At 72.0% G+C, this 21,921-nt stretch carries 15 protein-coding genes; 4 read left to right on the forward strand and 11 right to left on the reverse strand.

What is annotated here, in order from left to right; genetic code table 11:
• Positions 1–83 precede the first annotated feature (83 nt).
• Together ABZY33_RS03190 and ABZY33_RS03195 are read left to right on the forward strand one after the other, a co-directional pair.
• Positions 84–959, forward strand: a complete 876-nt coding sequence (locus tag ABZY33_RS03190; RefSeq protein WP_356489710.1) for a hypothetical protein — start codon at positions 84–86, stop codon at positions 957–959.
• A gap of 92 nt (positions 960–1,051) precedes the next feature.
• The gene (locus ABZY33_RS03195) at positions 1,052–3,460 is read left to right on the forward strand and encodes a Tex family protein (protein WP_356489711.1); all 2,409 of its coding nucleotides are present in this window, start codon (positions 1,052–1,054) and stop codon (positions 3,458–3,460) included.
• A 70-nt stretch (positions 3,461–3,530) separates the two neighbouring features.
• On the opposite strand, the gene ABZY33_RS03200 is transcribed toward ABZY33_RS03195, so the two are convergent.
• The 4 genes from ABZY33_RS03200 to ABZY33_RS03215 all read right to left on the reverse strand — a co-directional run bounded on the left by ABZY33_RS03200 (position 3,531) and on the right by ABZY33_RS03215 (position 10,228).
• Positions 3,531–5,168 carry an ABC-F family ATP-binding cassette domain-containing protein gene (locus ABZY33_RS03200; RefSeq protein WP_356489712.1) on the reverse strand — a complete coding sequence of 546 codons (1,638 nt, stop codon included), beginning with the start codon at positions 5,166–5,168 and terminating at the stop codon, positions 3,531–3,533.
• 60 nt (positions 5,169–5,228) lie between these two features.
• The gene (locus tag ABZY33_RS03205) at positions 5,229–6,848 is read right to left on the reverse strand and encodes a BCCT family transporter (protein WP_356489785.1); all 1,620 of its coding nucleotides are present in this window, start codon (positions 6,846–6,848) and stop codon (positions 5,229–5,231) included.
• Between the two features lie 126 nt (positions 6,849–6,974).
• Positions 6,975–8,261, reverse strand: coding sequence for a M14 family metallocarboxypeptidase (locus tag ABZY33_RS03210; protein ID WP_356489713.1), 1,287 nt, complete (start codon positions 8,259–8,261; stop codon positions 6,975–6,977).
• Positions 8,258–10,228 carry a Xaa-Pro dipeptidyl-peptidase gene (locus ABZY33_RS03215; protein WP_356489714.1) on the reverse strand — a complete coding sequence of 657 codons (1,971 nt, stop codon included), beginning with the start codon at positions 10,226–10,228 and terminating at the stop codon, positions 8,258–8,260. Before ABZY33_RS03215 ends, ABZY33_RS03210 begins: the two co-directional genes overlap by 4 nt.
• Before the next feature lie 201 nt (positions 10,229–10,429).
• On the opposite strand from ABZY33_RS03215, the gene ABZY33_RS03220 reads away from it, so the two are divergent.
• On the forward strand, positions 10,430–11,905 hold the full coding sequence (locus ABZY33_RS03220; protein WP_356489715.1) for a M1 family metallopeptidase: 1,476 nt from the start codon (positions 10,430–10,432) through the stop codon (positions 11,903–11,905).
• Between the two features lie 282 nt (positions 11,906–12,187).
• Here the strand turns inward: ABZY33_RS03220 and ABZY33_RS03225 are convergent, their stop codons facing one another.
• The 3 genes from ABZY33_RS03225 to ABZY33_RS03235 form a co-directional block, all read right to left on the reverse strand.
• Complete coding sequence (locus ABZY33_RS03225) at positions 12,188–13,027, reverse strand: oxygenase MpaB family protein (RefSeq protein ID WP_356489716.1); 840 nt, start codon at positions 13,025–13,027, stop codon at positions 12,188–12,190.
• 88 nt (positions 13,028–13,115) lie between these two features.
• Positions 13,116–13,391, reverse strand: a complete 276-nt coding sequence (locus ABZY33_RS03230) for a hypothetical protein (protein WP_356489717.1) — start codon at positions 13,389–13,391, stop codon at positions 13,116–13,118.
• Positions 13,392–13,453: 62 nt separating this feature from the next.
• Positions 13,454–14,926: an amino acid permease gene (locus tag ABZY33_RS03235; RefSeq protein ID WP_356489718.1), complete on the reverse strand. Its 1,473-nt coding sequence runs from the start codon at positions 14,924–14,926 to the stop codon at positions 13,454–13,456.
• Positions 14,927–15,171: 245 nt separating this feature from the next.
• Here ABZY33_RS03235 and ABZY33_RS03240 point away from each other — a divergent pair, with 245 nt between their 5' ends.
• The gene (locus ABZY33_RS03240) at positions 15,172–15,942 is read left to right on the forward strand and encodes a MerR family transcriptional regulator (protein ID WP_356489719.1); all 771 of its coding nucleotides are present in this window, start codon (positions 15,172–15,174) and stop codon (positions 15,940–15,942) included.
• A 22-nt stretch (positions 15,943–15,964) separates the two neighbouring features.
• Here ABZY33_RS03240 and ABZY33_RS03245 read toward each other — a convergent pair whose 3' ends face one another.
• From ABZY33_RS03245 to ABZY33_RS03260, 4 genes are all read right to left on the reverse strand, one after another.
• Positions 15,965–18,136, reverse strand: coding sequence for a 3-hydroxyacyl-CoA dehydrogenase NAD-binding domain-containing protein (locus ABZY33_RS03245; protein ID WP_356489720.1), 2,172 nt, complete (start codon positions 18,134–18,136; stop codon positions 15,965–15,967).
• 238 nt (positions 18,137–18,374) lie between these two features.
• Positions 18,375–19,589: an acetyl-CoA C-acetyltransferase gene (locus ABZY33_RS03250; protein ID WP_356489721.1), complete on the reverse strand. Its 1,215-nt coding sequence runs from the start codon at positions 19,587–19,589 to the stop codon at positions 18,375–18,377.
• 24 nt (positions 19,590–19,613) lie between these two features.
• Positions 19,614–20,756, reverse strand: coding sequence for an acyl-CoA dehydrogenase family protein (locus tag ABZY33_RS03255; RefSeq protein ID WP_356489722.1), 1,143 nt, complete (start codon positions 20,754–20,756; stop codon positions 19,614–19,616).
• 8 nt (positions 20,757–20,764) lie between these two features.
• A complete protein-coding gene (locus tag ABZY33_RS03260) occupies positions 20,765–21,913 on the reverse strand; it encodes a CaiB/BaiF CoA-transferase family protein (RefSeq protein WP_356489723.1) in 1,149 nt (382 codons plus the stop codon).
• Between the last annotated feature and the right edge of the window lie 8 nt (positions 21,914–21,921).

The raw sequence follows: 21,921 nt of genomic DNA on the forward strand, positions 1-21,921 counted from the left end.
GCAATGACGAATACCCCACCTTTCCTGCCGTCGTCCGCCGCCCCGCACTCCACCCCGTACCAACCGGTCGGTAACGTACGGGGATGAGCCCTGACCCGCGCCTGCGCGCCGCCCGCCGCTGTCACAACGTCCTCAACCCGTTCCACTCCACGCATTACTTCTCGCCCGACCTGGCCGCGGAGATGGCCGCCATCGGGATCGAGGACCGCAGCGCCGCCTACTTCGCGGCGCGTGCCGCGGCGATGGGCGCCGTCGGCGCCGGGACGGTGACCGCCGCCTTCTACAACTTCAAGCACGACCTGGTGGCCCGGCACGTGCCGGCCGTGTGGGAGGTGGCGTCGCCGCGGGCAGTGCTCGCGGCACGCGCGCGTGCCGTCGACTCCACCCTGCGGCGGCTGCTCGGCGAGGAGGCGCTCGCCTCCGCGGAGATGGCGGAGGCGGCCCGGCTGGCGCTGCGCGCCACGGAGGGCTGCACGCGGCACGCCCGCCCCCTGTACGCGGCCCACGCGGACCTGCCCGTCCCGCAGGAGCCGCACCTCGCGTACTGGCACGCGACCACGCTGCTGCGCGAGCACCGCGGCGACGGGCACCTCGCCGCGCTGCTCGCCGCGGATCTCGACCCGGTGGAGGCGCTCGTCAGCCATGTCGCGACCGGCAAGGGCATGGCCCCGAAGTGGCTGCTCACCACGCGCGGCTGGACCCGCGGCGAGTTCGACGAGGCGGCCGAGCGGCTGCGCGCGCGGAACCTGCTCACCCGTGACGGGGAGCTGACGCTCACCGAGGAGGGCGTCGCGCTGCGGGCCGCCCTGGAGGAGCGCACGGACGCCCTCGACCGGGCGCCCTACGAGCACCTCGGCGAGGCGGGCACGGCCCGGCTGACCGAACTGGCCACGGGCTTCGCCGGAGCGGCGCTGGGCAACGGGGCGTTCCCCGAGGACCTCATCGGCAAAGCCGCCTGACCGGCGCGCGGCTCCGCGCCCTGATCCCCTGTTGTCGGTGCCGCCTGCCACAATTGCCGCGCAACCTCATTCGACATAGGCGGTACGGGATCGTGGCGACACCCACTGTTGGGTCCATCGAAGGCAGGATCGCCGAGGAACTCGGCGTACGGGAGCGGCAGGTGAAGGCCGCCGTGGAGCTGCTGGACGGCGGTTCGACGGTGCCCTTCATCGCCCGCTACCGCAAGGAGGCGACGGAGTCCCTCGACGACGCGCAGCTGCGCACCCTGGAGGAGCGGCTGCGCTACCTGCGCGAACTGGAGGAGCGGCGCGCGTCGGTCCTCGACTCGGTGCGCGAGCAGGGCAAGCTCACCGAGGAGCTGGCGGCGCGGATCCGCGCCGCCGACACCAAGGCGCGCCTGGAGGACATCTACCTGCCCTTCAAGCCGAAGCGGCGCACGAAGGCGCAGATCGCGCGCGAGGCGGGTCTGGAGCCGCTGGCGGACGGCCTGTTCGGGGACCCGTCGGTGGAGCCCCTGGCCGCCGCCGCGGCCTTCGTCGACGCCGACAAGGGCGTCGCCGATCCGCAGGCCGCGCTGGACGGCGCCCGCGCCATCCTCACCGAGCGGTTCTCCGAGGACGCCGACCTCATCGGTGAGCTGCGGGAGCGGATGTGGACCCGCGGTCGGCTCGTCGCGAAGGTGAAGTCCGGAAAGGAGGAGGCGGGGGCCAAGTTCGCCGACTACTTCGACTTCGCCCAGCCCTTCACGGAGCTGCCCTCGCACCGCGTCCTGGCGATGCTGCGCGGCGAGAAGGAAGACGCTCTCGAACTGGTCCTGGAGCCCGAGGAGCCGGCCGAGGACGGCGGGCCGTCCTCGTACGAGCCGATCATCGCCGGCCGGTTCGGCATCCGGAACCAGGGACGGCCGGGCGACAAGTGGCTCGCGGACACGGTCCGCTGGTCCTGGCGCACGCGCATCCTGGTGCACCTCGGCATCGATCTGCGGCTGCGGCTGCGCACGGCCGCCGAGGACGAGGCGGTCAAGGTCTTCGCGGCGAACCTGCGGGACCTGCTGCTCGCCGCGCCCGCCGGCACGCGCGCGACGCTGGGGCTGGACCCCGGTTTCCGTACGGGCGTGAAGGTCGCGGTCGTGGAGGCGACGGGCAAGGTCGTGGCGACCGACGTCATCCACCCGCACGTCCCGGCCAACCGCTGGGACGAGGCGATCGCGAAGCTGGCGCGGCTCGCCGAGGAGCACGCGGTCGACCTGATCGCCATCGGCAACGGCACGGCGTCCCGCGAGACCGACAAGCTCGCCGGTGAACTCATCGACAAGCACCCGGAGTTGCGGCTCACCAAGGTGATGGTCTCCGAGGCCGGGGCATCGGTGTACTCGGCGTCGGCGTTCGCCTCGCAGGAGCTGCCGGACATGGACGTGTCGCTGCGCGGCGCCGTCTCCATCGCCCGGCGTCTCCAGGACCCGCTCGCCGAACTGGTCAAGATCGACCCGAAGTCGATCGGCGTCGGCCAGTACCAGCACGACCTCAGCGAGGTGAAGCTCTCGCGCTCCCTGGACGCGGTGGTCGAGGACTGTGTGAACGGCGTGGGGGTGGACGTCAACACCGCCTCCGCCCCGCTGCTCGCCCGGGTCTCCGGCATCGGCGCGGGACTCGCGGAGAACATCGTGGCGCACCGCGACGCCAACGGCCCCTTCGGCAACCGCAAGGGCCTCAAGGACGTGGCGCGGCTCGGTCCGAAGGCGTACGAGCAGTGCGCGGGCTTCCTGCGCATCCGCGGCGGCGACGACCCGCTGGACGCGTCGGCCGTGCACCCCGAGGCGTATCCGCTGGTGCGGCGGATGGCCAAGTCGACCGGCGGCGCGGTCGGTTCGCTGATCGGCGACACGGGGACGCTGCGCTCGCTGAAGCCGGCCGAGTACGTGGACGACACGTTCGGTCTGCCGACCGTGACGGACATCCTGAAGGAGCTGGAGAAGCCGGGGCGCGACCCGCGGCCCGCCTTCAAAACGGCCACCTTCAAGGAGGGCGTCGAGAAGATCGGCGACCTGGAGCCGGGGATGATCCTGGAGGGCGTCGTGACGAACGTGGCCGCGTTCGGGGCGTTCATCGACATCGGCGTGCACCAGGACGGCCTCGCCCACGTCTCGGCCCTGTCCCGGACGTTCGTGAAGGACCCGCGGGACGTCGTGAAGCCCGGCGACATCGTGAAGGTCAAGGTCCTCGAAGTGGATGTGGCGCGCAAGCGGATCTCGCTGACGCTGCGGCTCGACGACGAGAAGGCCGCGCCCTCCGGGGGTGAGCGGGGTGGCAGGCAGCGGCCGCCTCAGCAGAAGTCGCGGCAGAACCGGGGCGGCTCGGGCAGCGCCCATGCCGGTGGCAACTCCGGTGGTGGCACTTCCGGTGGTGGCGCTTCCGGTGGCGGCAAGGGCAAGGGGCGGACTGCTCCGGCGCCTGCCAACTCCGCGATGCTGGATGCGTTGCGCAAGGCGGGGCTGGCGTAAGCGCCGTCGCGGCAAGGGAAGTGGGGAGCTGCGCGTCGGCTCGTGGCTGAGCGCGCAGTTCCCCGCGCCCCTAGGCGGCTGTCACTTTTCCGGCGTTCACTTCGAAGCGGCGCGTCGTGCGGACCGCTTCCAGCATCCTGCGGTCGTGCGTGACCAGCAGCAGCGTGCCGTGGTACGAGTCCAGGGCCGACTCCAGCTGCTCGATGGCGGGCAGGTCCAGGTGGTTGGTCGGCTCGTCCAGGACCAGCAGGTTGACGCCCTTGCCCTGGAGCAGGGCGAGGGCGGCGCGGGTGCGCTCGCCGGGTGAGAGGGTCGCGGCCGGGCGCAGGACGTGCTCGGCCTTCAGGCCGAACTTGGCGAGCAGGGTACGGACCTCGGCCGGTTCCGTCTCGGGGACGGCCGCGCAGAACGCGTCGAGCAGCGTCTCCGGGCCGTGGAAGAGGGCGCGGGCCTGGTCGACCTCGCCGACCACGACGCCGGAGCCGAGCGTCGCGTGCCCCGAGTCGAGCGGGAGCCGGCCGAGCAGGGCGCCCAGCAGCGTCGACTTGCCGGAGCCGTTCACGCCGGTGATCGCGACACGGTCGGCCCAGTCGACCTGGAGCGTCACCGGGCCGAACGTGAAGTCCCCGCGCCGCAGCACGGCGTCCCGGAGGGAGGCGACGACCGCGCCGGAGCGGGGCGCCGCCGCGATCTCCATGCGCAGCTCCCACTCCTTGCGGGGCTCGTCGACGACGTCGAGCCGCTCGATCATGCGCTGTGTCTGGCGCGCCTTGGCGGCCTGCTTCTCGCTGGCCTCGCTGCGGAACTTGCGGCCGATCTTGTCGTTGTCGGTCGCCTTGCGCCGGGCGTTCTTGACGCCCTTGTCCATCCAGCCCCGCTGCATCTGGGCGCGGCCTTCCAGCGCCGACTTCTTGTCGGCGTACTCCTCGAACTCCTCGCGCGCGTGGCGCCGGGCGACGTCGCGCTCCTCCAGGTAGGCGTCGTAACCGCCGCCGTAGAGGTTGATCTGCTGCTGGGCGAGGTCCAGCTCCAGCACCTTGGTGACCGTGCGGCTGAGGAACTCGCGGTCGTGGCTGACGACGACGGTGCCCGCGCGCAGGCCCCGGACGAACGCCTCCAGGCGCTCCAGGCCCGCCAGGTCGAGGTCGTTGGTCGGCTCGTCCAGGAGGAAGACGTCGTAGCGGGACAGGAGCAGGGAGGCGAGGCCCGCGCGGGCGGCCTGGCCGCCGGAGAGCGAGGTCATCGTCTGGTCGAGGTCCACGCCCAGGCCGAGCTGGGCAGCGACCTCCTCGGCGCGCTCGTCGAGGTCGGCGCCGCCCAGGTCCAGCCAGCGCTCCAGGCTGCCCGCGTACGCGTCGTCGGCGCCCGGGGCCCCGTCGACGAGGGCCTGGGTGGCCTCGTCCATGCGGCGCTGGGCCTCGTCCACGCCGGTGCGGCGGGCGAGGAACTGCCGGATGCTCTCGCCGGGCCTGCGCTCCGGTTCCTGCGGGAGGTGGCCGACGGTCGCGCTCGGCGGGGAGAGCCGCAGGTCGCCCTCCTCCGGGGCGGTGAGGCCGGCGAGGAGGCGCAGGAGGGTGGATTTGCCGGCTCCGTTGGCGCCGACGAGTCCGATCACGTCGCCGGGAGCGACGACGAGGTCGAGCCCGGCGAACAGGGCCCGGTCCCCGTGTCCGGCGGCGAGGTTCTTGGCTACGAGGGTGGCAGTCATCAGGGATGTGATCCTAATCGGGACGCCGGCGCCGGGCGGACGGCGGCGTCCCGTCGGACCTCAGTGCTTCTCCAGGGGGTCGCCCTCCGTCTCCAGGCCCTCACCGGGGCCGATGGTGATCTCGAACTCGCCGCCGTACTTCTCGTGCCCGGCGACCACGGCCGCGGCGACGACCTCGGTGCCCATGTCGCCGCGGACGATGAGCGGGTCCTGGCGCAGGTCGCGCATGAGGGCGACGCACATGCCGATCATCACCAGGGTGAAGGGGGCCGCCACCAGGATGGTGAGGTTCTGCAGGCCGGTCAGCGCGTTCCCCGAGCCGTTGCCGATGAGCAGCATGACGGCGGCCACCGCGCCCGTCACCACGCCCCAGAAGACGACGACGAACCGGCCGGGTTCGAGCGCGCCCCGCTGCGACAGGGTGCCCATGACGATCGACGCGGCGTCCGCGCCGGAGACGAAGAAGATGCCGACGAGAATCATGACGAGCAGGCTCGTGGCGGTGGCGATCGGGAACTCGTGCAGCACGCCGAAGAGCTGGGCCTCCTGGGTGGTGGCCCCGGTGAGCTGCCCGTGCTCCTGCATCTTCATCGCCGTACCGCCGAAGATCGCGAACCAGAGCAGGCTCACCGTGGACGGGACGAGGATGACGCCGCCGACGAACTGGCGGATGGTGCGGCCGCGGCTGATGCGCGCGATGAACATGCCGACGAAGGGCGTCCAGGAGATCCACCACGCCCAGTAGAAGACGGTCCAGCTGCCGAGCCAGTCGGCGACGCCCTTGCCGCTGGAGGCCTCGGTGCGGCCGATGAGCTGGGGCAGGTCGCCGAGGTAGGAGCCGAGCGAGGTGGGCAGCAGGTCCAGGACGGTGATCGTGGGCCCGGCCACGAAGACGAAGACCGCCAGGATGAGCGCGAGCACCATGTTGATGTTCGACAGCCACTGGATGCCCTTCTCCACGCCGGAGACCGCCGAGGCGACGAACGCCACGGTCAGGACGGCGATGATGGAGACGAGCAGCCCGGTGCCGGCCTTGTCCATCCAGTCCAGCTCCTCGAATCCGGAGCCGATCTGCAGCGCGCCGAGGCCGAGGGAGGCCGCCGAGCCGAAGAGCGTGGCGAAGATCGCGATGATGTCGATGACCCGGCCCCACGCCCCGTGGGCGTGCTTCTCGCCGATGAGCGGCACGAAGACGGAGGAGATCGTCTGCCGCCTGCGCCGCCGGAAGGTGCTGTAGGCGATGGCGAGTCCGACGACCGCGTAGATCGCCCAGGGGTGCAGCGTCCAGTGGAAGAGGGTGGTCGCCATCGCGGTCTGCATGGCGTCGGCGGGGTCGGCCGGGTCGGTGCCCGGCGGGGGCGTCGTGAAGTGTGCGAGGGGTTCGCTCACGCCGTAGAACATCAGGCCGATGCCCATGCCGGCGCTGAACATCATGGCGACCCAGGAGACGGTACGGAACTCCGGTTCCTCGCCCTCCTTGCCCAGCGTGATCTTCCCGTAGCGGCTGACGGCCAGCCACAGTGCGAAGACGACGAAGCCGGTGGCGGCGAGCATGAAGGCCCAACCGCCGTTGTGGATCAGCCCTTTCAGCGCTCTGGTGGAGACGCTCTCCAGGTTGTCGGTCGCGACGGAGCCCCAGACCACGAAGGCCAGGGTGAGCACGGCGGTGACACCGAACACGATCCTGTCGGTGGCGGGGCCGCGGCCGCCGGGGGCGTCCTGCGCGGGCGGGGACGCGTCGGGTGCGGGTTTCTGAGGGGTTGACACCCCTCAGGGCCTACCACATCCGACACGTCCCACACCTGTTCAACAGCGGGTGTCGGGCGTCCCTTCCGCCAGGTGGTACGGGGCGCGGGCGTCGAGCAGCAGCGCCACCAGCGCCCGCGCGGACTGCCGCAGCGGTACGTACGCTCCCCCGCCCGTCCTGCGCACGGTGATGCCGTGCAGCGCCAACTCGTCCCGGTACTCGGCGAACTGGGCGGCGGTGAGGTGGTAGCCGCAGGGCGGGTCCTGGAGGGTCTCGGCGGGTTCGGCCGGGTCGTTGTCGGCGCCGCCGAGGTAGACCGGACCCGTCGCCCGGTACCCGGCGGCGCGGGCAACGTCGGTCACCGCCTCGATCCGTCCGGCCTGCTCCCCGGTGAAGCGGAACAGTCCGCCGAGCGCCGCGAGTTGGGAGTCGCGGCGGCGCCGGTTGTTGAGCGCCTCGTCGGCCGCCTCGGCGGGGGTGCCGGGGTCGACGCGGCTCTCGATGAGCAGACCGAGCGCGTGTTTGACCCCGGACATGTTGCGCAGGATGCGCTCCTGCCCGTCGCCCGCGGTCTGCTTGACGGGCTCGCCGGTGACCGGGTCGGTCCAGATGCCGTACGTGCCCGTGGAGTACCCGGCGGCGTTCGCGGCGGGCCGGACGTAGCCCAGGGAGAGTTCCTCGGCCGCGTCGTGGACCGCGGGGTCGGTGTTGAGGTTGCGCGGCCACAGGTCGAACAGGGCCTTGTCGTAGTACTGGGGCGTGGCCCCGTACTCGTGCAGGTCGTAGATGACGTCGGGTGTGCGGTCGCGGATGACGGCCGCCATGGCGCGGGCCTCCGCCGTCTTCAGGGCGAGGTGGTCGCGGTTGATGTCGATGCCGTCGGAGTTGCCGCGGGTGTCGGCGGCGCGGCCGTCGGGGTTGGCGGTGGGCACCACGAGGAGGGTGGTGCGGGCCAGGAAGGCACGGGTGGCCTTGTCCTTGGCGTAGGCGAGGTCGCGGACGCGCGTGAGGCACGCCTCGCGGCCGGAGGGTTCGTCGCCGTGCTGGCTGCAGACCAGCAGCACGGTGCGGGCGGAGCGGGGCGCGCCGACGCGCACCAGCTGGAGGGGGCGGCCCTGCTTCGTCGTGCCGATACGGGCGACGGAGACCCGCGCCGACGCCTTGTCGACGGCGGCGAGCAGCTCTTGCTCCTCGGGTTGGCTGGTCCAGCGGGCGCCGTTCGTCCGCTCGAAGCCGGTCCGGGGCACGGTGGCCGTCGCCTGCGCGGGGGCGCTCGCCACGAGGGGCGCGGCGAGCGCCGCGACGGCGGCGGTGGTCAGGGCGAGGGTGCGCTTGCGCGGATTCATCCGGTGCTGCCTCCGGGGACGGGGCGGGCCTGACGGTAGGGGCTGACGCCGTCGGCGCCGGTCGCGTGCGGGGTGGCGCGGTGGGACCCGGCGGTGGCCGCCGCGAAGGCGCGGGCGCCGCCGACGACGGGGACGCGGGCCACTGTGCGCGACAGGTCGACGGTCAGGGTCGGCCTGGTCGACGGCGGGTCGATGAGGTCCTTGTCCGTCCCGGCGACGATCAGGGCGAGCCGGTGGCCCTTGGGCACGACGTGGTCGCTGGCGGCGAGCTGGAGCGTGAGCGTGTACGCCTTGCCGGGGGTCAGCGGGCGGCCCTTGTCCGGGTTCGCATACGTGCCGAGGTCGGCCCAGCCGCGGCTGAAGACCGTGGAGTTGACGTCCTCGGTGGCGGCCCGGGTGGTCAGGTAGCAGGAACTGTCCCCGGCGGTACTGGGGCCGTAGCAGCTGCGGTCGGTGAGGGTCGTGATGCCTTCGCCCGCGCCCGCGTAGTCGCGGACGGTGGCCGGGCCGAGGTCGACCAGGACGGCGCTCAGGTGTGCGCTCGCGGTGGTCGGGGTCGCGGTGACCGTCACCTTCGAGGAACCGGACAGGCGCAGGTCCTTGCCGAGCGGGCGGCTGATGAAACCGGCCTTGCCGGGGGTCGGGGCGTCGGTCCGCGCGGCCCAGTCGGTCTCGCTCAGGGCCGGGTCGTCGGTGAACGTCTCGGTGCCGCGGCCGGCCTTCAGACCGAGGGTGCCGACACCCGGGGCGGTGCCCGTGCCGGGGCGCAGCGTGGTCGGGGCGGCGGTGCGCGCGGGCCAGACCCGGTCGGTGCTCCAGTGGTCGGGGGTGCGCTCGATGTCGGCCATGGGCTCGCGGTCGATGCCGTTGTCGTAGCCGAGGAGTTCATGGTCGAACCAGCGGTGCAAGGTGGTGACCCAGGCGTCGCGGCGGTAGTCGAACGGGTCGACGTGGCCGGTCTGGGAGAGCCAGATCTTGCGCTCGACGCCGTGTCGGGCGAGCGCGTCCCACCACTGCCCGAAGTGCTTGGCGCGGACGTTCAGGTCCTGCATGCCGTGGGCGACGAAGACGCTGGCCTTCACCTTGTGGGCGTCCTTGACGTAGTCACGCTCCTGCCACAGGGAGGTCCAGTCACCGCTGCGGGGCGCTTCGTCGACAAGTCGCTTCTGGACGGCGGCGCAGCGGGCGCGGGCCTCGGGGCTTTCGACGTAGTCGGAGAGCCACTCGGGGCCGGAGTCGTAGAGCGGGGCGCCCTGCTGGAAGTAGTAGTCGTACCAGGAGGAGATCGCGCTGATCGGGACGATGGTCTTCAGGCCCTCGACGCCGGTGGCGGCGACGCCGTTGGCGATGGTGCCGTCGTAGCTCTTGCCGATCATGCCGGTGCGGCCGTTGGTCCAGCCGGCCCCGGCGCGCTCGCCGCCGGTGCGGGTGGTGTACCCCTTGGCGCGGCCGTTCAGCCAGTCGACGACGGCCTTGGCGGACTGGACGTCGGAGCGGCCGCCGACGTCGACGCAGCCGTCGGAGCGGTTGGTGCCGGCCAGGTCGACGGCGACGAACGCGTAGCCGCGGGGCACGAAGTAGTTGTCGTAGTAGAGCGGCATCTGCACGACGTCGCCGTTCGCGTCGTACGTCTTCAGCTGCGACTCGTTGCCGCGTCCGCAGCAGGAGTAGTACGGGCTGGCGTCCATGATCACGGGTATCTTGCGGCCCTGCGCGGCGGGTTCGCGCGGGCGGACGATGTCGACGGCGACCCGGTCGGTCCTCCCGTCGTCGTCCCCGTCGACGCGGGTGTCGACCCAGACGGACTCGCGGATCGCGTTCCCGTACGAGTAGACGGGCTGGGAGACCCGGGCGGCGGGGGCCGCCTGGGCGGCACCGGGGGCGACGAGAACGGCGAGCAGGGCCGCGGTGGCCGCGCCGGCGAACGTTCTCCAGAGGCGGTGGCTGCGTCTGGCAGATATCGGCATGGCGCGGAAGGTACACGGGTCGACTCCCGCGCGACAGGGGGCCGTACGCACCGATGACAGGCGCGTGGGGCCGGAAGGCACATGTCGGCCGAATGGCGATCGTGTGACAGCTGCGGCCATGGACATGACCGGGGCGGCCGGTGCTGAATAGGCTCGCGGACGAGATCAATCCTCGGCCTGTCCCTACGACTTGGAGCTTTCGTGTACCGCAGACTCATCGCCCCCGGCGCGCTGGCGGTCTCCCTTCTGCTGGCGATCCCGGCGTCGGCCGCCGACTTCCAGCCGGGTGCCCCGGGCATCGGCGACCCCTACTACCCGACGTACGGGAACGGCGGCTACGACGTCTCCCACTACGACCTGCGGCTGAAGTACCAGCCGAAGACGGACCTGCTGGAGGGCACGGCGACGATCCTCGCCACCTCCACACAGGACCTCTCCCGGTTCGACCTCGACTTCGGGCTCACCGCGAGCGAGGTCCGGGTGAACGGCAAGAAGGCGGCGTTCGCCAGGACCGGGGTGCAGGAGCTGGCGGTGACGCCCGCGGCGGGGCTGGTCAAGGGCGTCCCGTTCACGGTCGTCGTGAAGTACGCGGGCAAGCCGTCCGAGGTGAAGCTGTGGGGCTTCACGTCCTGGCAGCGCACCCCGGACGGCGGCGTCGCCGCCAACGAGCCGGAGGCGGCCGCCTGGTGGTTCCCCGGCAACGACCACCCGCGCGACAAGGCCACGTACGACGTGTCGGTGGCCGTACCGGACGGGACGCAGGCGATCTCCAACGGCACGCTGCAGTCGCAGAGTTCGAAACTCGGCTGGACCCGCTTCAACTGGCGCTCCAGCAAGCCGCAGGCCACGTACCTCGCGACGCTCGCGGTCGGCAAGTTCGACATCACGACCGACACGACCGCGGACGGCCTGCCCGTCGTCAACGCCTACAGCAAGGACCTCGGCGCGAACGAGGGCGCCGCCAAGGCGAGCGTCGAGCGTACGACCGAGGTCGCCGAGTGGCTGGAGACGGTCTTCGGGAAGTACCCCTTCGAGGCGCTCGGCGGGTACGTGCCGAACGTGCCGTCGTCGTTCGCGCTGGAGACGCAGACCCGGCCGTTCTACTCGCCCAAGCAGTTCGCGAGCGGCTCGAACGTGTCCGTCGTCGTCCATGAGCTGGCCCACCAGTGGTACGGCGACAGCGTCTCCGTCGACAACTGGAAGGACATCTGGATCAACGAAGGCTTCGCCCGCTACAGCCAGTGGCTGTGGTCCGAGAAGGAGGGCGAGGGCACGGCCCAGGAGCTCGCGGACTACGTGTACGCGCAGCACCCGGCGGACGACCCGTTCTGGCAGGTCGCGCCGGGTGACCCGGGGGCGGAGAACCAGTTCGACGCGGCCGTCTACGACCGGGGGGCCGTCGCGATACAGGCGCTGCGCAACGCGGTCGGCGAGAAGAAGTTCTTCAAGATCCTCAAGGGGTGGCCGTCGGTCCACGCCTACGGCAACGCGAGCGTCTCCGACTTCGTGCAGTACGCGGAGAAGGTGTCCGGGAAGCCGCTTGCGGGGCTGTTCGACACGTGGCTGTACCAGCCGGTGAAGCCGTCCGCGTCCGCGCTGGGGGCTGGGTCGGCGCCGAAGCAGCCTAAGTCCTGGAAGAAGATCGCCGCCACGAATGGGGTGCATGCGGAGCGCTGAGCGGGTGCGGGTCGGTGGGGGCGTCTCGCGCAGTTCCCCGCGCCCCTGAGCAGTCCGTCGGCTGACGGCCGGTGGGGGCTTCTCGCGCCGTTCCCCGCGCCCCCGAACAGTTCGTCGGCTGCCGGCCGGTGGGGCTTCTCGCGCCGTTCCCCGCGACCCTGGGGCGTGCGGTTTCGCCGCCGCCCCCAGGGTCCCCTGAGATGGCGCACGCAGTGCGTATTTCAGGGGCGCGGGGAACTGCGCGACCAGCCACGACGCGGCGCGCGCCCGGCGACGTGCCGGTCACCGCAGGCGCGCCGCCGTTCTCGCCCGGCGCGCGAGCGGCAGGTAGCGGAGGCGCTCGGGGAGGCGCGGGGCCAGCCAGCGCACCAGCACCGCCACGCGGCGCAGGCGGCGCTCCTGGCGCGGGGTCCAGGGCAGGCCGACCGCCTCCCGCGCCTCCGGCGGGAGCAGGCCGATCGACAGGAACCGGAGCACCCGGGTGAGCGCGGGGCGCAGCGCGGGCCACAGCAGCCGCAGGGCGGGGTGGCCCGGGGGCGGCGGGACGGCGCGGTCGCGGGCGGTCAGTTCGTCGACCACCGCGTTCCGCCCGACCTCCTGGTCGAGCATGGCGCGGTAGTACGGCCAGAACTCCGCGGTCGTCCGCGGCATGTCCCGGTCGTGGATACCGAGGATCCGGCCGACCATCAGCCACTCCGCGTAGAACCGCTCGTCCTCCCCGGGCGTGAAGGGCCGGGCGAAGTAGCGGCGGGCGTAGCGGGCCACGGGGTAGCCCGTGGCGTGGACCCAGGCGTAGTACGCCGGGGTCAGCGCGTGGTAGCGGCGGCCGCCGGCGTCCGTGCCCTGGATCGTGCGGTGCAGGCGGCGCAGCCTGCGGCCCTCCTCGGCCGCCGCCTCGCCGCCGTAGACCCACCGCAGGACCGAGGTGAGCGAGCGCTGCCCGCGGCCCCAGGGGTCGGTGCGGAACACCGAGTGGTCGTCGACGCCGGCGCCGACGGCGGGGTGCGCGACCTGGAGCACGAAGGCGGCGGGCAGGGCGAGCAGCGAGCGGACGTCTCCCGCGGTCTCCCAGAGGATGCCGCCGGCCGGGGGCGGCGGCGGGTCCGGCGCGGGGTGCTTCATGCGGCGTGCGGCTTTCTGCGGGACGTGCGGGGCTGCTGCTGTCTGTGTCCCAGTATGCGCCGCACGGCGCGCCCGGTGCCGACAGCCCCTAGAGCTCGCCTCCGTAGCGTTTGGCCAGGTCGGAGGCGAGTTCGGAGACGCAGGTGCACAGGTCGGTGACGGCGGCGGTGTGCGCGGTGCCGGCCGGGGCGGGGTGGGGCGGGACGACGAGGGCCCGCAGCTGCGAGCGGGCCGGCGGGGCGGGTGCCCCCGCCGCCCGGCGGGGGCGCCGCCGCACGGAGGTGAGCAGCACTGCCGTCAACGCGGTCGCGAACACCGCCAGTTGACCCGCCTTGAGGTCGACGTCCCACGGAACCAGGCCCATGCCCGGTTTCCTACCCGGCCGGCCGCCGCACGCAACGCGCGGAGCCGGCCGGGACCGGCGCCCTACTCGCCCTTGCGGCTGTCGGTCAGCTCCTGGGCCGCGTCGCGGGCGATACGGCGGCGGGCGGCGAACCAGCCGCCCACGAGCAGGACCGCGACGACGGGGATCAGGGAGAGGGTCTTGCGGCCGGTCTCCGCGTCGTTCCACATGAGGCCGAGGACGGCGATCAGGAAGACGATGGTGACGATCTCGGTGACCGGGGACCCGGGGAGGCGGAACGCGGGGCGCTGGACCAGGCCCTGCTTGGCGCGGCGGACGAACGCCAGGTGGGCCACCATGATCATGACCCAGGTGCCGATGATGCCGATGGAGGAGACCTCGATGACGATCTCGAAGGCGTCGTGCGGCAGCAGGTAGTTCAGGCCGACGCCGAGGACGCCGACGCCCGCGGTGAGCAGGATGCCGCCGTAGGGGACCTGGCTGCGGTTCATCCGGGCGGTGAACTTCGGCGCGGAGCCGGACATCGCCATGGAGCGCAGGATGCGGCCGGTGGAGTACAGGCCGGAGTTGAGCGAGGACATGGCCGCGGTCAGCACGACCAGGTTCATGATGTCGCCGATGCCGCCGATGCCCAGCTTGCTGAAGACGGTGACGAACGGGCTCTCGTCGGAGGAGTACACCGTCGACGGGAGCAGCAGGGCGAGCAGCACCACCGAGCCGCAGTAGAACAGGCCCACCCGCCACATGATCGAGTTCACCGCGCGCGGGACGACCTTGTGCGGCTCCGCCGTCTCGCCGGCCGCGACGCCCACCAGTTCCAGGGCCGCGTAGGCGAAGACGACGCCCTGCATGACGAGGACCACGGACATCAGGCCGCTCGGCATGAATCCGCCGTGGTCCGTGATCATGTGCAGACCGGGTGTCTGGCCGTCGATCGGGTGCTGGGTGGCGAGCAGGAAGATCCCCACCAGGAGGAAGACCACGAGCGTGGCCACCTTGACGATCGCGAACCAGAACTCCATCTCGCCGAAGTACTTCACCGAGACGAGGTTCACGGCGAGCACGACGGCGAGGGCGATCAGCGCCAGCACCCACTGCGGAATGCTGGTGAAGGCGCTCCAGTACTGCGTGTAGAGCGCGATGGCCGTGATGTCCGCGATGCCGGTCATCGACCAGTTCAGGAAGTACATCCAGCCGGCGACGTAGGCGCCCTTCTCGCCGAGGAACTCGCGCGCGTACGACACGAAGGAACCGGAGGAGGGCCGGTAGACGACCATCTCCCCGAGGGCGCGCACCACGAGGTACGCGAAGACCCCGCAGACGAGATACGCGACAGCCAGGGCGGGGCCCGCCGAGTGGAGGCGGCCGCCCGCCCCCAGGAAGAGTCCGGTGCCGATCGCGCCACCGATCGCGATCATGTTGACGTGGCGGGCCTTGAGGTCCTTGCTGTAACCGGCGTCGCCCGCGTCGGCGGGCACCTGCGGCGCATCAGTGGGGGATGCGTCCAGGGCCGTGTTGACGGCGTCCTTGCTCACGTGGGGGTGTCCACTCTGTGGTGCCCGGCGACACACGGGTCGGCCGGGGTCCGGATGTGCTGCGGCCCGCGACACCCCTGACAGCGCCCGGACCGACTGTGCACCTTCCCCCAGAGATCACCCCACACGCGGTGGCGGAGATCACATAGCGGTTTTTCTCACAAAGCGCTAAGGCGTCGCCTCCGGCACTTTCACAACATCGGTGTGTCAGCAATACTGTTGAACCCGATCGACCCGAGGCGGACATGACGACGGACATCACGACGTACACCGAGGACGCTGAGGACGCCGATGGGGCGTCCGCCCCCACGCTGACCGTCGACGAGCTGGCCGCGCGCGCGGGCGTCACCGTCCGCACGATCCGCTTCTACAGCACGCGCGGGCTGCTCCCGCCGCCCGTGATCGGCCCGCGCCGGGTCGGCCGCTACGGGCAGGACCACCTCTCCCGGCTCGCCCTCATCGAGGAGTTGCAGCACCAGGGCATGACGCTCGCCGCGATCGAGCGCTACGTGGAGCACCTGCCGGCGGACCTGAGCGCGCACGACCTGGCCATCCACCGCGCGGTGGTGGCGAGCTGGGCGCCGGACGCGGCCGAGGACATGGGGCGCGCCGAGCTGGAGAAGCGGGCGGGCCGCGCGCTGTCCGGCACGGATCTGGACCGGCTCGGCGCGATGGGTGTCATCGCCTACGACGAGGACGCCGACGTGTACCGCGTCGACGGCGGGCTGCTGCGCCTGGGGGTGCAGCTGCTCGGGGTGCCGATCGCGCACGAGACGATCCTCGCTTCGCGCACGGTCCTGCTGGCGCACGCCCGGCAGGCGGCGCACGAGCTGTCGCGGCTGTTCCGGGACGAGGTGTGGGGGCCCTACCGGGAGCGCGAGTCGGACCCGGAGCACGTGGCGGCGATGAAGTCCCTGTCGGCCCATATGCAGCCGATGGTCGTCCAGGCGCTGGTGACCGCCTTCCAGCGGTCGCTGAAGGAGGAGCTGCGGGAGGCGTTCGACGCCGAGGGCTGAGCGCCTCCCGCGGCCGGGGCCGTCAGTCGGTGAAGGTCACGCCCTGCTCCGCCTTCTCCACGAGCAGCGCGGGCGGCAGGAACCGGTCGCCATAGCGCTCGGCCAGCTCGCGCGCGCGGGCGACGAATCCGGTGAGGCCGCTCTCGTAGCCGTTGATGTACTGGAGCACGCCGCCGGTCCAGCCCGGGAAGCCGATACCGAAGATGGAACCGATGTTGGCGTCGGCGACGGAGGTCAGGACGCCCTCCTCCAGGAGCCGCACGGTGTCGAGCGCCTCCGCGAAGAGCATGCGCTCCTGCATGTCCTGGAAGGGGATGTCGGCGCCCGGCTTCGTGAAGTGCTCGCGCAGCCCGGGCCAGAGACCGGCGCGCTTGCCGTCCTCGCCGTACTCGTAGAAGCCCGCGCCGCCGCTGCGGCCGGTGCGGCCGAACTCGTCGACCATGCGGTCGATGACGCCTTCGGCCGGGTGCGCGGTCCAGGTGCCGCCCTCCGCCTCGATCGCCGCCTGCGTCTCCTTGCGGATCTTGCGGGGCAGGGTGAGGGTCAGCTCGTCCATCAGGGACAGGACCTTGGCCGGGTAACCGGCCTGGCCCGCCGCCTGCTCGACCGAGGCGGGCTCGATGCCCTCGCCGACCATGGCGATGCCCTCGTTCATGAAGTGGCCGATGACGCGCGAGGTGAAGAAGCCGCGCGAGTCGTTGACCACGATCGGCGTCTTGTTGATCTGCCGTACGAGGTCGAAGGCGCGGGCCAGGGCCTCGGCGCCGGTCTGCTCGCCCTTGATGATCTCCACCAGCGGCATCTTGTCGACCGGCGAGAAGAAGTGCAGGCCGATGAAGTCGCCCCGGCGCTCGACGCCTTCGGCGAGGACGCTGATCGGCAGCGTGGAGGTGTTGGAGCAGAGCAGGGCGTCGGGGGCGACGACGTGCTGGATCTCCTGGAACACCTTGTGCTTGAGCGCCGGGTCCTCGAAGACGGCCTCGATGACGGCGTCGCAGCCGGCCAGGGCCGCCGGGTCGGCGGTGGGCGTGATCCGGGCGAGCAGCGCGTCCGCCTTCTCCTGGGTGGTACGCCCGCGCTGCACCGCCTTCGCGCACAGCTTCTCGGAGTAGTTCTTGCCCTTGGCGGCGGCGTCGTCCGACACGTCCTTGAGGACGACGTCGATGCCCGCGCGGGCGCAGGAGTAGGCGATGCCCGCGCCCATCATCCCGGCGCCGAGCACGGCGACCTTGGTGACCTTGCGCGGCTCGATGCCCTGGGGGCGGTTGGCGCCCGAGTTGACGGCCTGGAGGTCGAAGAAGAACGCCTGGATCATGTTCTTCGCGGTCTGGCCGGTGACCAGCTCGGTGAAGTAGCGGGCCTCGATGGTCAGGGCCGTCTCGAAGTCGACCTGGGAACCCTCGACGGCGGCCGCGAGGATGTTGCGCGGGGCCGGGTAGGGCGCGCCGTTCAGCTGCTTCTTGAGGTTGGCCGGGAAGGCCGGGAGGTTCGCGGCGAACTTGGGGTGGGCCGGGGTGCCGCCCGGGATGCGGTAGCCGGGCCGGTCCCAGGGCTGCTGCGACTCGGGGTTCGCGTCGATGAAGGCGCGGGCCTTGTCGAGCATCTCCTCGCGGGTGGCGGCCACCTCGTGGACCAGGCCGTTCTCCAGGGCGCGCTGCGGGGCGTACTGGGTGCCCTGGAGCAGGACCTTGAGGAGGGCGTCGGCGATACCCATCAGGCGGACGGTGCGGGTGACGCCACCGCCGGCCGGGAGCAGGCCGAGGGTGACCTCGGGCAGGCCGATCTTGGAGCCCGGGGCGTCCAGGGCGACGCGGTGGTGGCTGGCGAGCGCGATCTCGTAGCCGCCGCCGAGCGCCGCGCCGTTGATCGCGGCGACGACGGGCTTGCCGAGGGTCTCGATGCGGCGCAGCGAGTTCTTGATGCCGATGCCGGTCTCGAAGACGGCCTGGGCGTCCTCGGGCCCGGCCTTCATCATGTCCTTCAGGTCACCGCCCGCGAAGAAGGTCTTCTTGGCGGAGGTGTAGATGATCCCGCGGATCGCGTCGCGCTCGGCCTCTGCGCGGTCCGCGATCGCGGCGATGGAGTCCTTGAACGCCTGGTTCATGGTGTTCGCGGACTGGTTCGGGTCGTCGAGGACGAGGGTGACGATGCCGGTGTCGTCTTGTTCCCAGCGGATGGTGGTGCTGGCGGTCATGTGTGTCTCCGTGGATTTCGGTGCGGCAGGGTTACGGGCGGCTACTGGGGCGGGGTGTGGTGGGTCGCCGGGTGCGGATGGTCGGTGGCTGGTCGCGCAGTTCCCCGCGCCCCTGGTGCATGCGGCTTCGCCGCAGCCCCATGAGGCGCACGGAGTGCGCCCGTCAGGGGCGCGGGGAACTGCGCGACCAGCCACGACGAAAGCCGCACCCGGCGACGGACAGCGCACCCCTACGTCGCTACACCCGCTCCACGATCGTGGCGATCCCCATCCCCCCGCCGACACACAACGTGGCAAGCCCGTACCGAAGATCCCGCCGCTCCAGCTCGTCCACCAGCGTGCCGAGGATCATCGCCCCGGTGGCCCCCAGCGGATGCCCGAGCGCGATCGCCCCGCCATTGACATTGACCTTGTCCAGCGAGAGCCCCATGTCCCGCACGAAGCGGAGCACCACCGCCGCGAACGCCTCGTTGATCTCCACGAGGTCGATGTCGTCGATGGTCAGGCCCGCCTTGGCGAGCGCCTTGCGGGTCGCGGGCGCCGGGCCGGTGAGCATGATGGTCGGCTCGGAGCCGGAGACGGCAGCGGAGACGATCCGGGCGCGCGGCGCGAGCCCGTACCGCTCCCCCACCTCACGCGAGCCGATGGCGACCAGCGAGGCGCCGTCGACGATGCCGGAGGAGTTGCCCGCGTGGTGCACGTGGTCGATCTTCTCGACCCAGTGGTACTTCTGGAGCGCGACCGCGTCGAAGCCGCCGAGGTCGCCGATGTCCTTGAAGGACGGCTTGAGCCTGGCGAGCGAGTCCGCGGTGGTGCCCGGGCGCAGGAACTCGTCCTGGTCCAGGACGGTCAGACCGCTGCGGTCCCTGACCGGGACGACCGACCGCTCGAAGCGCCCGGCCTTGACCGCGGCGGCGGCCCGCTCCTGGGAGAGCGCCGCGTACTCGTCCACGTCGCGCCGCGAGAAGCCCTCGATGGTGGCGATGAGGTCGGCGCCGATGCCCTGCGGCACGAAACCGGTCTCGTAGTTGGTCATCGGGTCGGCGAACCAGGCGCCTCCGTCGGAGCCCATCGGCACCCGGGACATCGACTCGACGCCACCGGCGAGGACGAGCTCCTCCCAGCCCGAACGGACCTTCATCGCGGCCAGGTTGACGGCTTCCAGGCCCGAGGCGCAGAAGCGGTTCTCCTGGACCCCGGCGACGGTGTCCGGCAGCCCCGCGGCGAGGGCCGCGACCCGGGCGATGTCGGAGCCCTGGTCGCCGACCGGGCCCACGACGCCGAGCACGATGTCGTCGATGGCGGCGGGGTCCAGGCCCGGGAAGCGGGAGCGCAGCTCGTGGATGAGGCCGACGACGAGGTCGATCGGCTTGGTGCCGTGCAGGGAGCCGGCGGCCTTGCCCCGGCCGCGCGGGGTGCGGATCGCGTCGTAGACGTACGCGTCTGTCGTCACGGAAGTGCCTTTCAACGAGGGTGGTCAGGACAGCAGCGAACGGCCGATGATCTCCTTCATGATCTCGGTCGTGCCGCCGTAGATGGTCTGGATGCGGCCGTCGGTGAAGGCCTTCGCGACCCGGTACTCGCTCATGTACCCGTACCCGCCGTGCAGTTGCAGACAGCGATCGGCGACGCGCTTTTGCAGTTCGGTCGCCCACCACTTGGCCATGGAGGCATGCACGGCGTCGAGGGTGCCTGCCGCATGGTCCTCGATGCAGCGGTCGAGGAAGGTGCGGGTGACGGCGCACTCGGTGGCCATCTCGGCTATCTCGAACCGGATGTGCTGGAGTTTCGCGAGCGGCCGGCCGAACGCCTCGCGCTCCTTGACGTATGTCGTGGTGATCTCCAGGAGGTGCTCGGCGGCGGCGATGGCGGCGACGGCGATGCCCATGCGCTCCTGCGCCAGGTTGGTCATCAGGTGCAGGAACGCGCCGTTGAGCTCGCCGAGCAGATTCTCCTTCGGCACGCGCACGTCGTCGAAGAACAGCTCGGCCGTGTCCTGCGCCTTCTGGCCGATCTTGTCGAGGTTGCGGCCGCGCTCGAAGCCCGCCGTGCCGCGCTCGACGACGAGCAGGGACAGGCCGTGGGCGCCGCCCTCCTGCGTGGTCCTCGCGACCACGATCACCAGGTCGGCGAGGATCCCGTTGGAGATGAAGGTCTTGGAGCCGTTGAGCAGCCAGTGGTCGCCCTGGTCCGTGGCGGCGGTGCGGATGCCCTGGAGGTCGGAGCCGGCGCCGGGCTCGGTCATCGCGATGGCGGTGATCGTCGAGCCGTCGCAGAACCCGGGCAGCCAGCGCCGCTTCTGCTCCTCGGTGGCGAGGGAGGTCAGGTACGGGCCGATGATGTCGTTGTGCAGGCCGACGGCGAGGCCGGCGGCGCCCGCGCGGGTGAACTCCTCGGCCAGGACCGCGCTGTAGCGGAAGTCGGTGGTGCCGCCGCCCCCGTACTCCTCGGGCACGGCGAGGCCGAGCAGCCCCTGGCGCCCGGCGGCGAGCCAGGCCTCGCGCGCGACGACGCCGTCCTTCTCCCACTGCTCGTAGTACGGGGTCACTTCCTTGTCGAGGAAGGTACGGACGGTCGCGCGGAACGCCTCGTGCTCGGCGCTGTACAGGCGTCGCTCCATGCTGTCGATCAACTGCCTTTCTGGATGGGTGCGTCGAGCTCCGGTACGCCCCAGTCGCGGGCCACCTCCGCGCTGCCGGCGCCCGGCCGGGCGGGGCCCGAGCGGACGGCGGTGGGGGTGGCGGAGAAGCGGGGCGCGGGTGCTGGCTGGGTGAGGCCGCCGTGGTCGACGAAGGTGCCGCGGGCGGCGAGGTGCGGGTGGGCCGGGGCCTCGCGCAGCGACAGGACGGGGGCCACGCAGGCGTCGGAGCCCTCGAAGACGGCCGTCCACTCGTCGCGCGTCCGCTGCTTGAAGCGGGCGGCGACGGCCTCGCGCAGCTCGCCCCAGCGGGCCAGGTCCCCGCGCTCGGGCACGCTGCCGGCCAGGCCCAGCAGGGCGATGAACTCGTCGTAGAACCGCTGCTCCAGGGCACCGACCGCCAGGTACCGGCCGTCGGCGGTCTCGTACGTGCCGTAGAACGGGCAGCCGCCGTCGAGGAGGTTGGCGCCGCGGCGGTCCTGCCAGCTGCCGGCCGCGAGCATGCCGTGGATCATCGCGGTGAGGTGGGAGGTGCCGTCGACGATCGCCGCGTCGACGGTCTGCCCGGTGCCGGTGGCGCGGGCGTGGTGGAGCGCGGCGAGGACGCCCACGACCAGGTAGAGCGAGCCGCCCGCGTAGTCGCCGACGAGGTTGGCGGGGACGGCCGGCGGCTCGTCGGGCCGGCCGATCATGCCGAGGGCGCCGGTGACCGCGATGTAGCCGATGTCGTGCCCGGCGCGCTGGGCGAGGGGGCCGTCCTGGCCCCAGCCGGTCATCCGGCCGTAGACCAGCTTCGGGTTGCGGGCGCGGCACTCCTCGGGGCCGACGCCGAGCCGCTCGGCGACGCCCGGCCGGTAGCCCTCGATCAGTACGTCGGCGCGGTCGGTGAGGCGCAGCACCCGCTCGGCGCCGTCCGGCGCCTTCAGGTCGACGACGACGGACCTCTTGTTGCGGTTGGTGACGTCGCACGCCGGGTCGATCCCGAGGCCGGCTCCGCCGGGCCGGTCGACGCGGACGACGTCGGCGCCGAGGTCGGCCAGGAGCATCGCGGCGAACGGTCCCGGGCCGATCCCGGCCAGCTCGACCACGCGTACTCCGGCGAGCGGCCCGCCGCCGTTCTCCGTGCCTGCCACTGCCATTCCGCCAC

Origin of the sequence: Streptomyces sp. NPDC006552, assembly GCF_040611655.1 — a bacterium.
Classification (GTDB): domain Bacteria; phylum Actinomycetota; class Actinomycetes; order Streptomycetales; family Streptomycetaceae; genus Streptomyces.

Bases quoted from the DNA above. Each gene is read 5' to 3' on its own strand.
- ABZY33_RS03190 (WP_356489710.1), top strand. From the start codon at position 84: ATGAGCCCTGACCCGCGCCTGCGCGCCGCCCGCCGCTGTCACAACGTC.
- ABZY33_RS03200 (WP_356489712.1), bottom strand. From the start codon at position 5,168: ATGACTGCCACCCTCGTAGCCAAGAACCTCGCCGCCGGACACGGGGAC.
- ABZY33_RS03210 (WP_356489713.1), bottom strand. From the start codon at position 8,261: ATGAATCCGCGCAAGCGCACCCTCGCCCTGACCACCGCCGCCGTCGCG.
- ABZY33_RS03215 (WP_356489714.1), bottom strand. From the start codon at position 10,228: ATGCCGATATCTGCCAGACGCAGCCACCGCCTCTGGAGAACGTTCGCC.
- ABZY33_RS03225 (WP_356489716.1), bottom strand. From the start codon at position 13,027: ATGAAGCACCCCGCGCCGGACCCGCCGCCGCCCCCGGCCGGCGGCATC.
- ABZY33_RS03230 (WP_356489717.1), bottom strand. From the start codon at position 13,391: ATGGGCCTGGTTCCGTGGGACGTCGACCTCAAGGCGGGTCAACTGGCG.
- ABZY33_RS03240 (WP_356489719.1), top strand. From the start codon at position 15,172: ATGACGACGGACATCACGACGTACACCGAGGACGCTGAGGACGCCGAT.
- ABZY33_RS03245 (WP_356489720.1), bottom strand. From the start codon at position 18,136: ATGACCGCCAGCACCACCATCCGCTGGGAACAAGACGACACCGGCATC.
- ABZY33_RS03255 (WP_356489722.1), bottom strand. From the start codon at position 20,756: ATGGAGCGACGCCTGTACAGCGCCGAGCACGAGGCGTTCCGCGCGACC.
- ABZY33_RS03260 (WP_356489723.1), bottom strand. From the start codon at position 21,913: ATGGCAGTGGCAGGCACGGAGAACGGCGGCGGGCCGCTCGCCGGAGTA.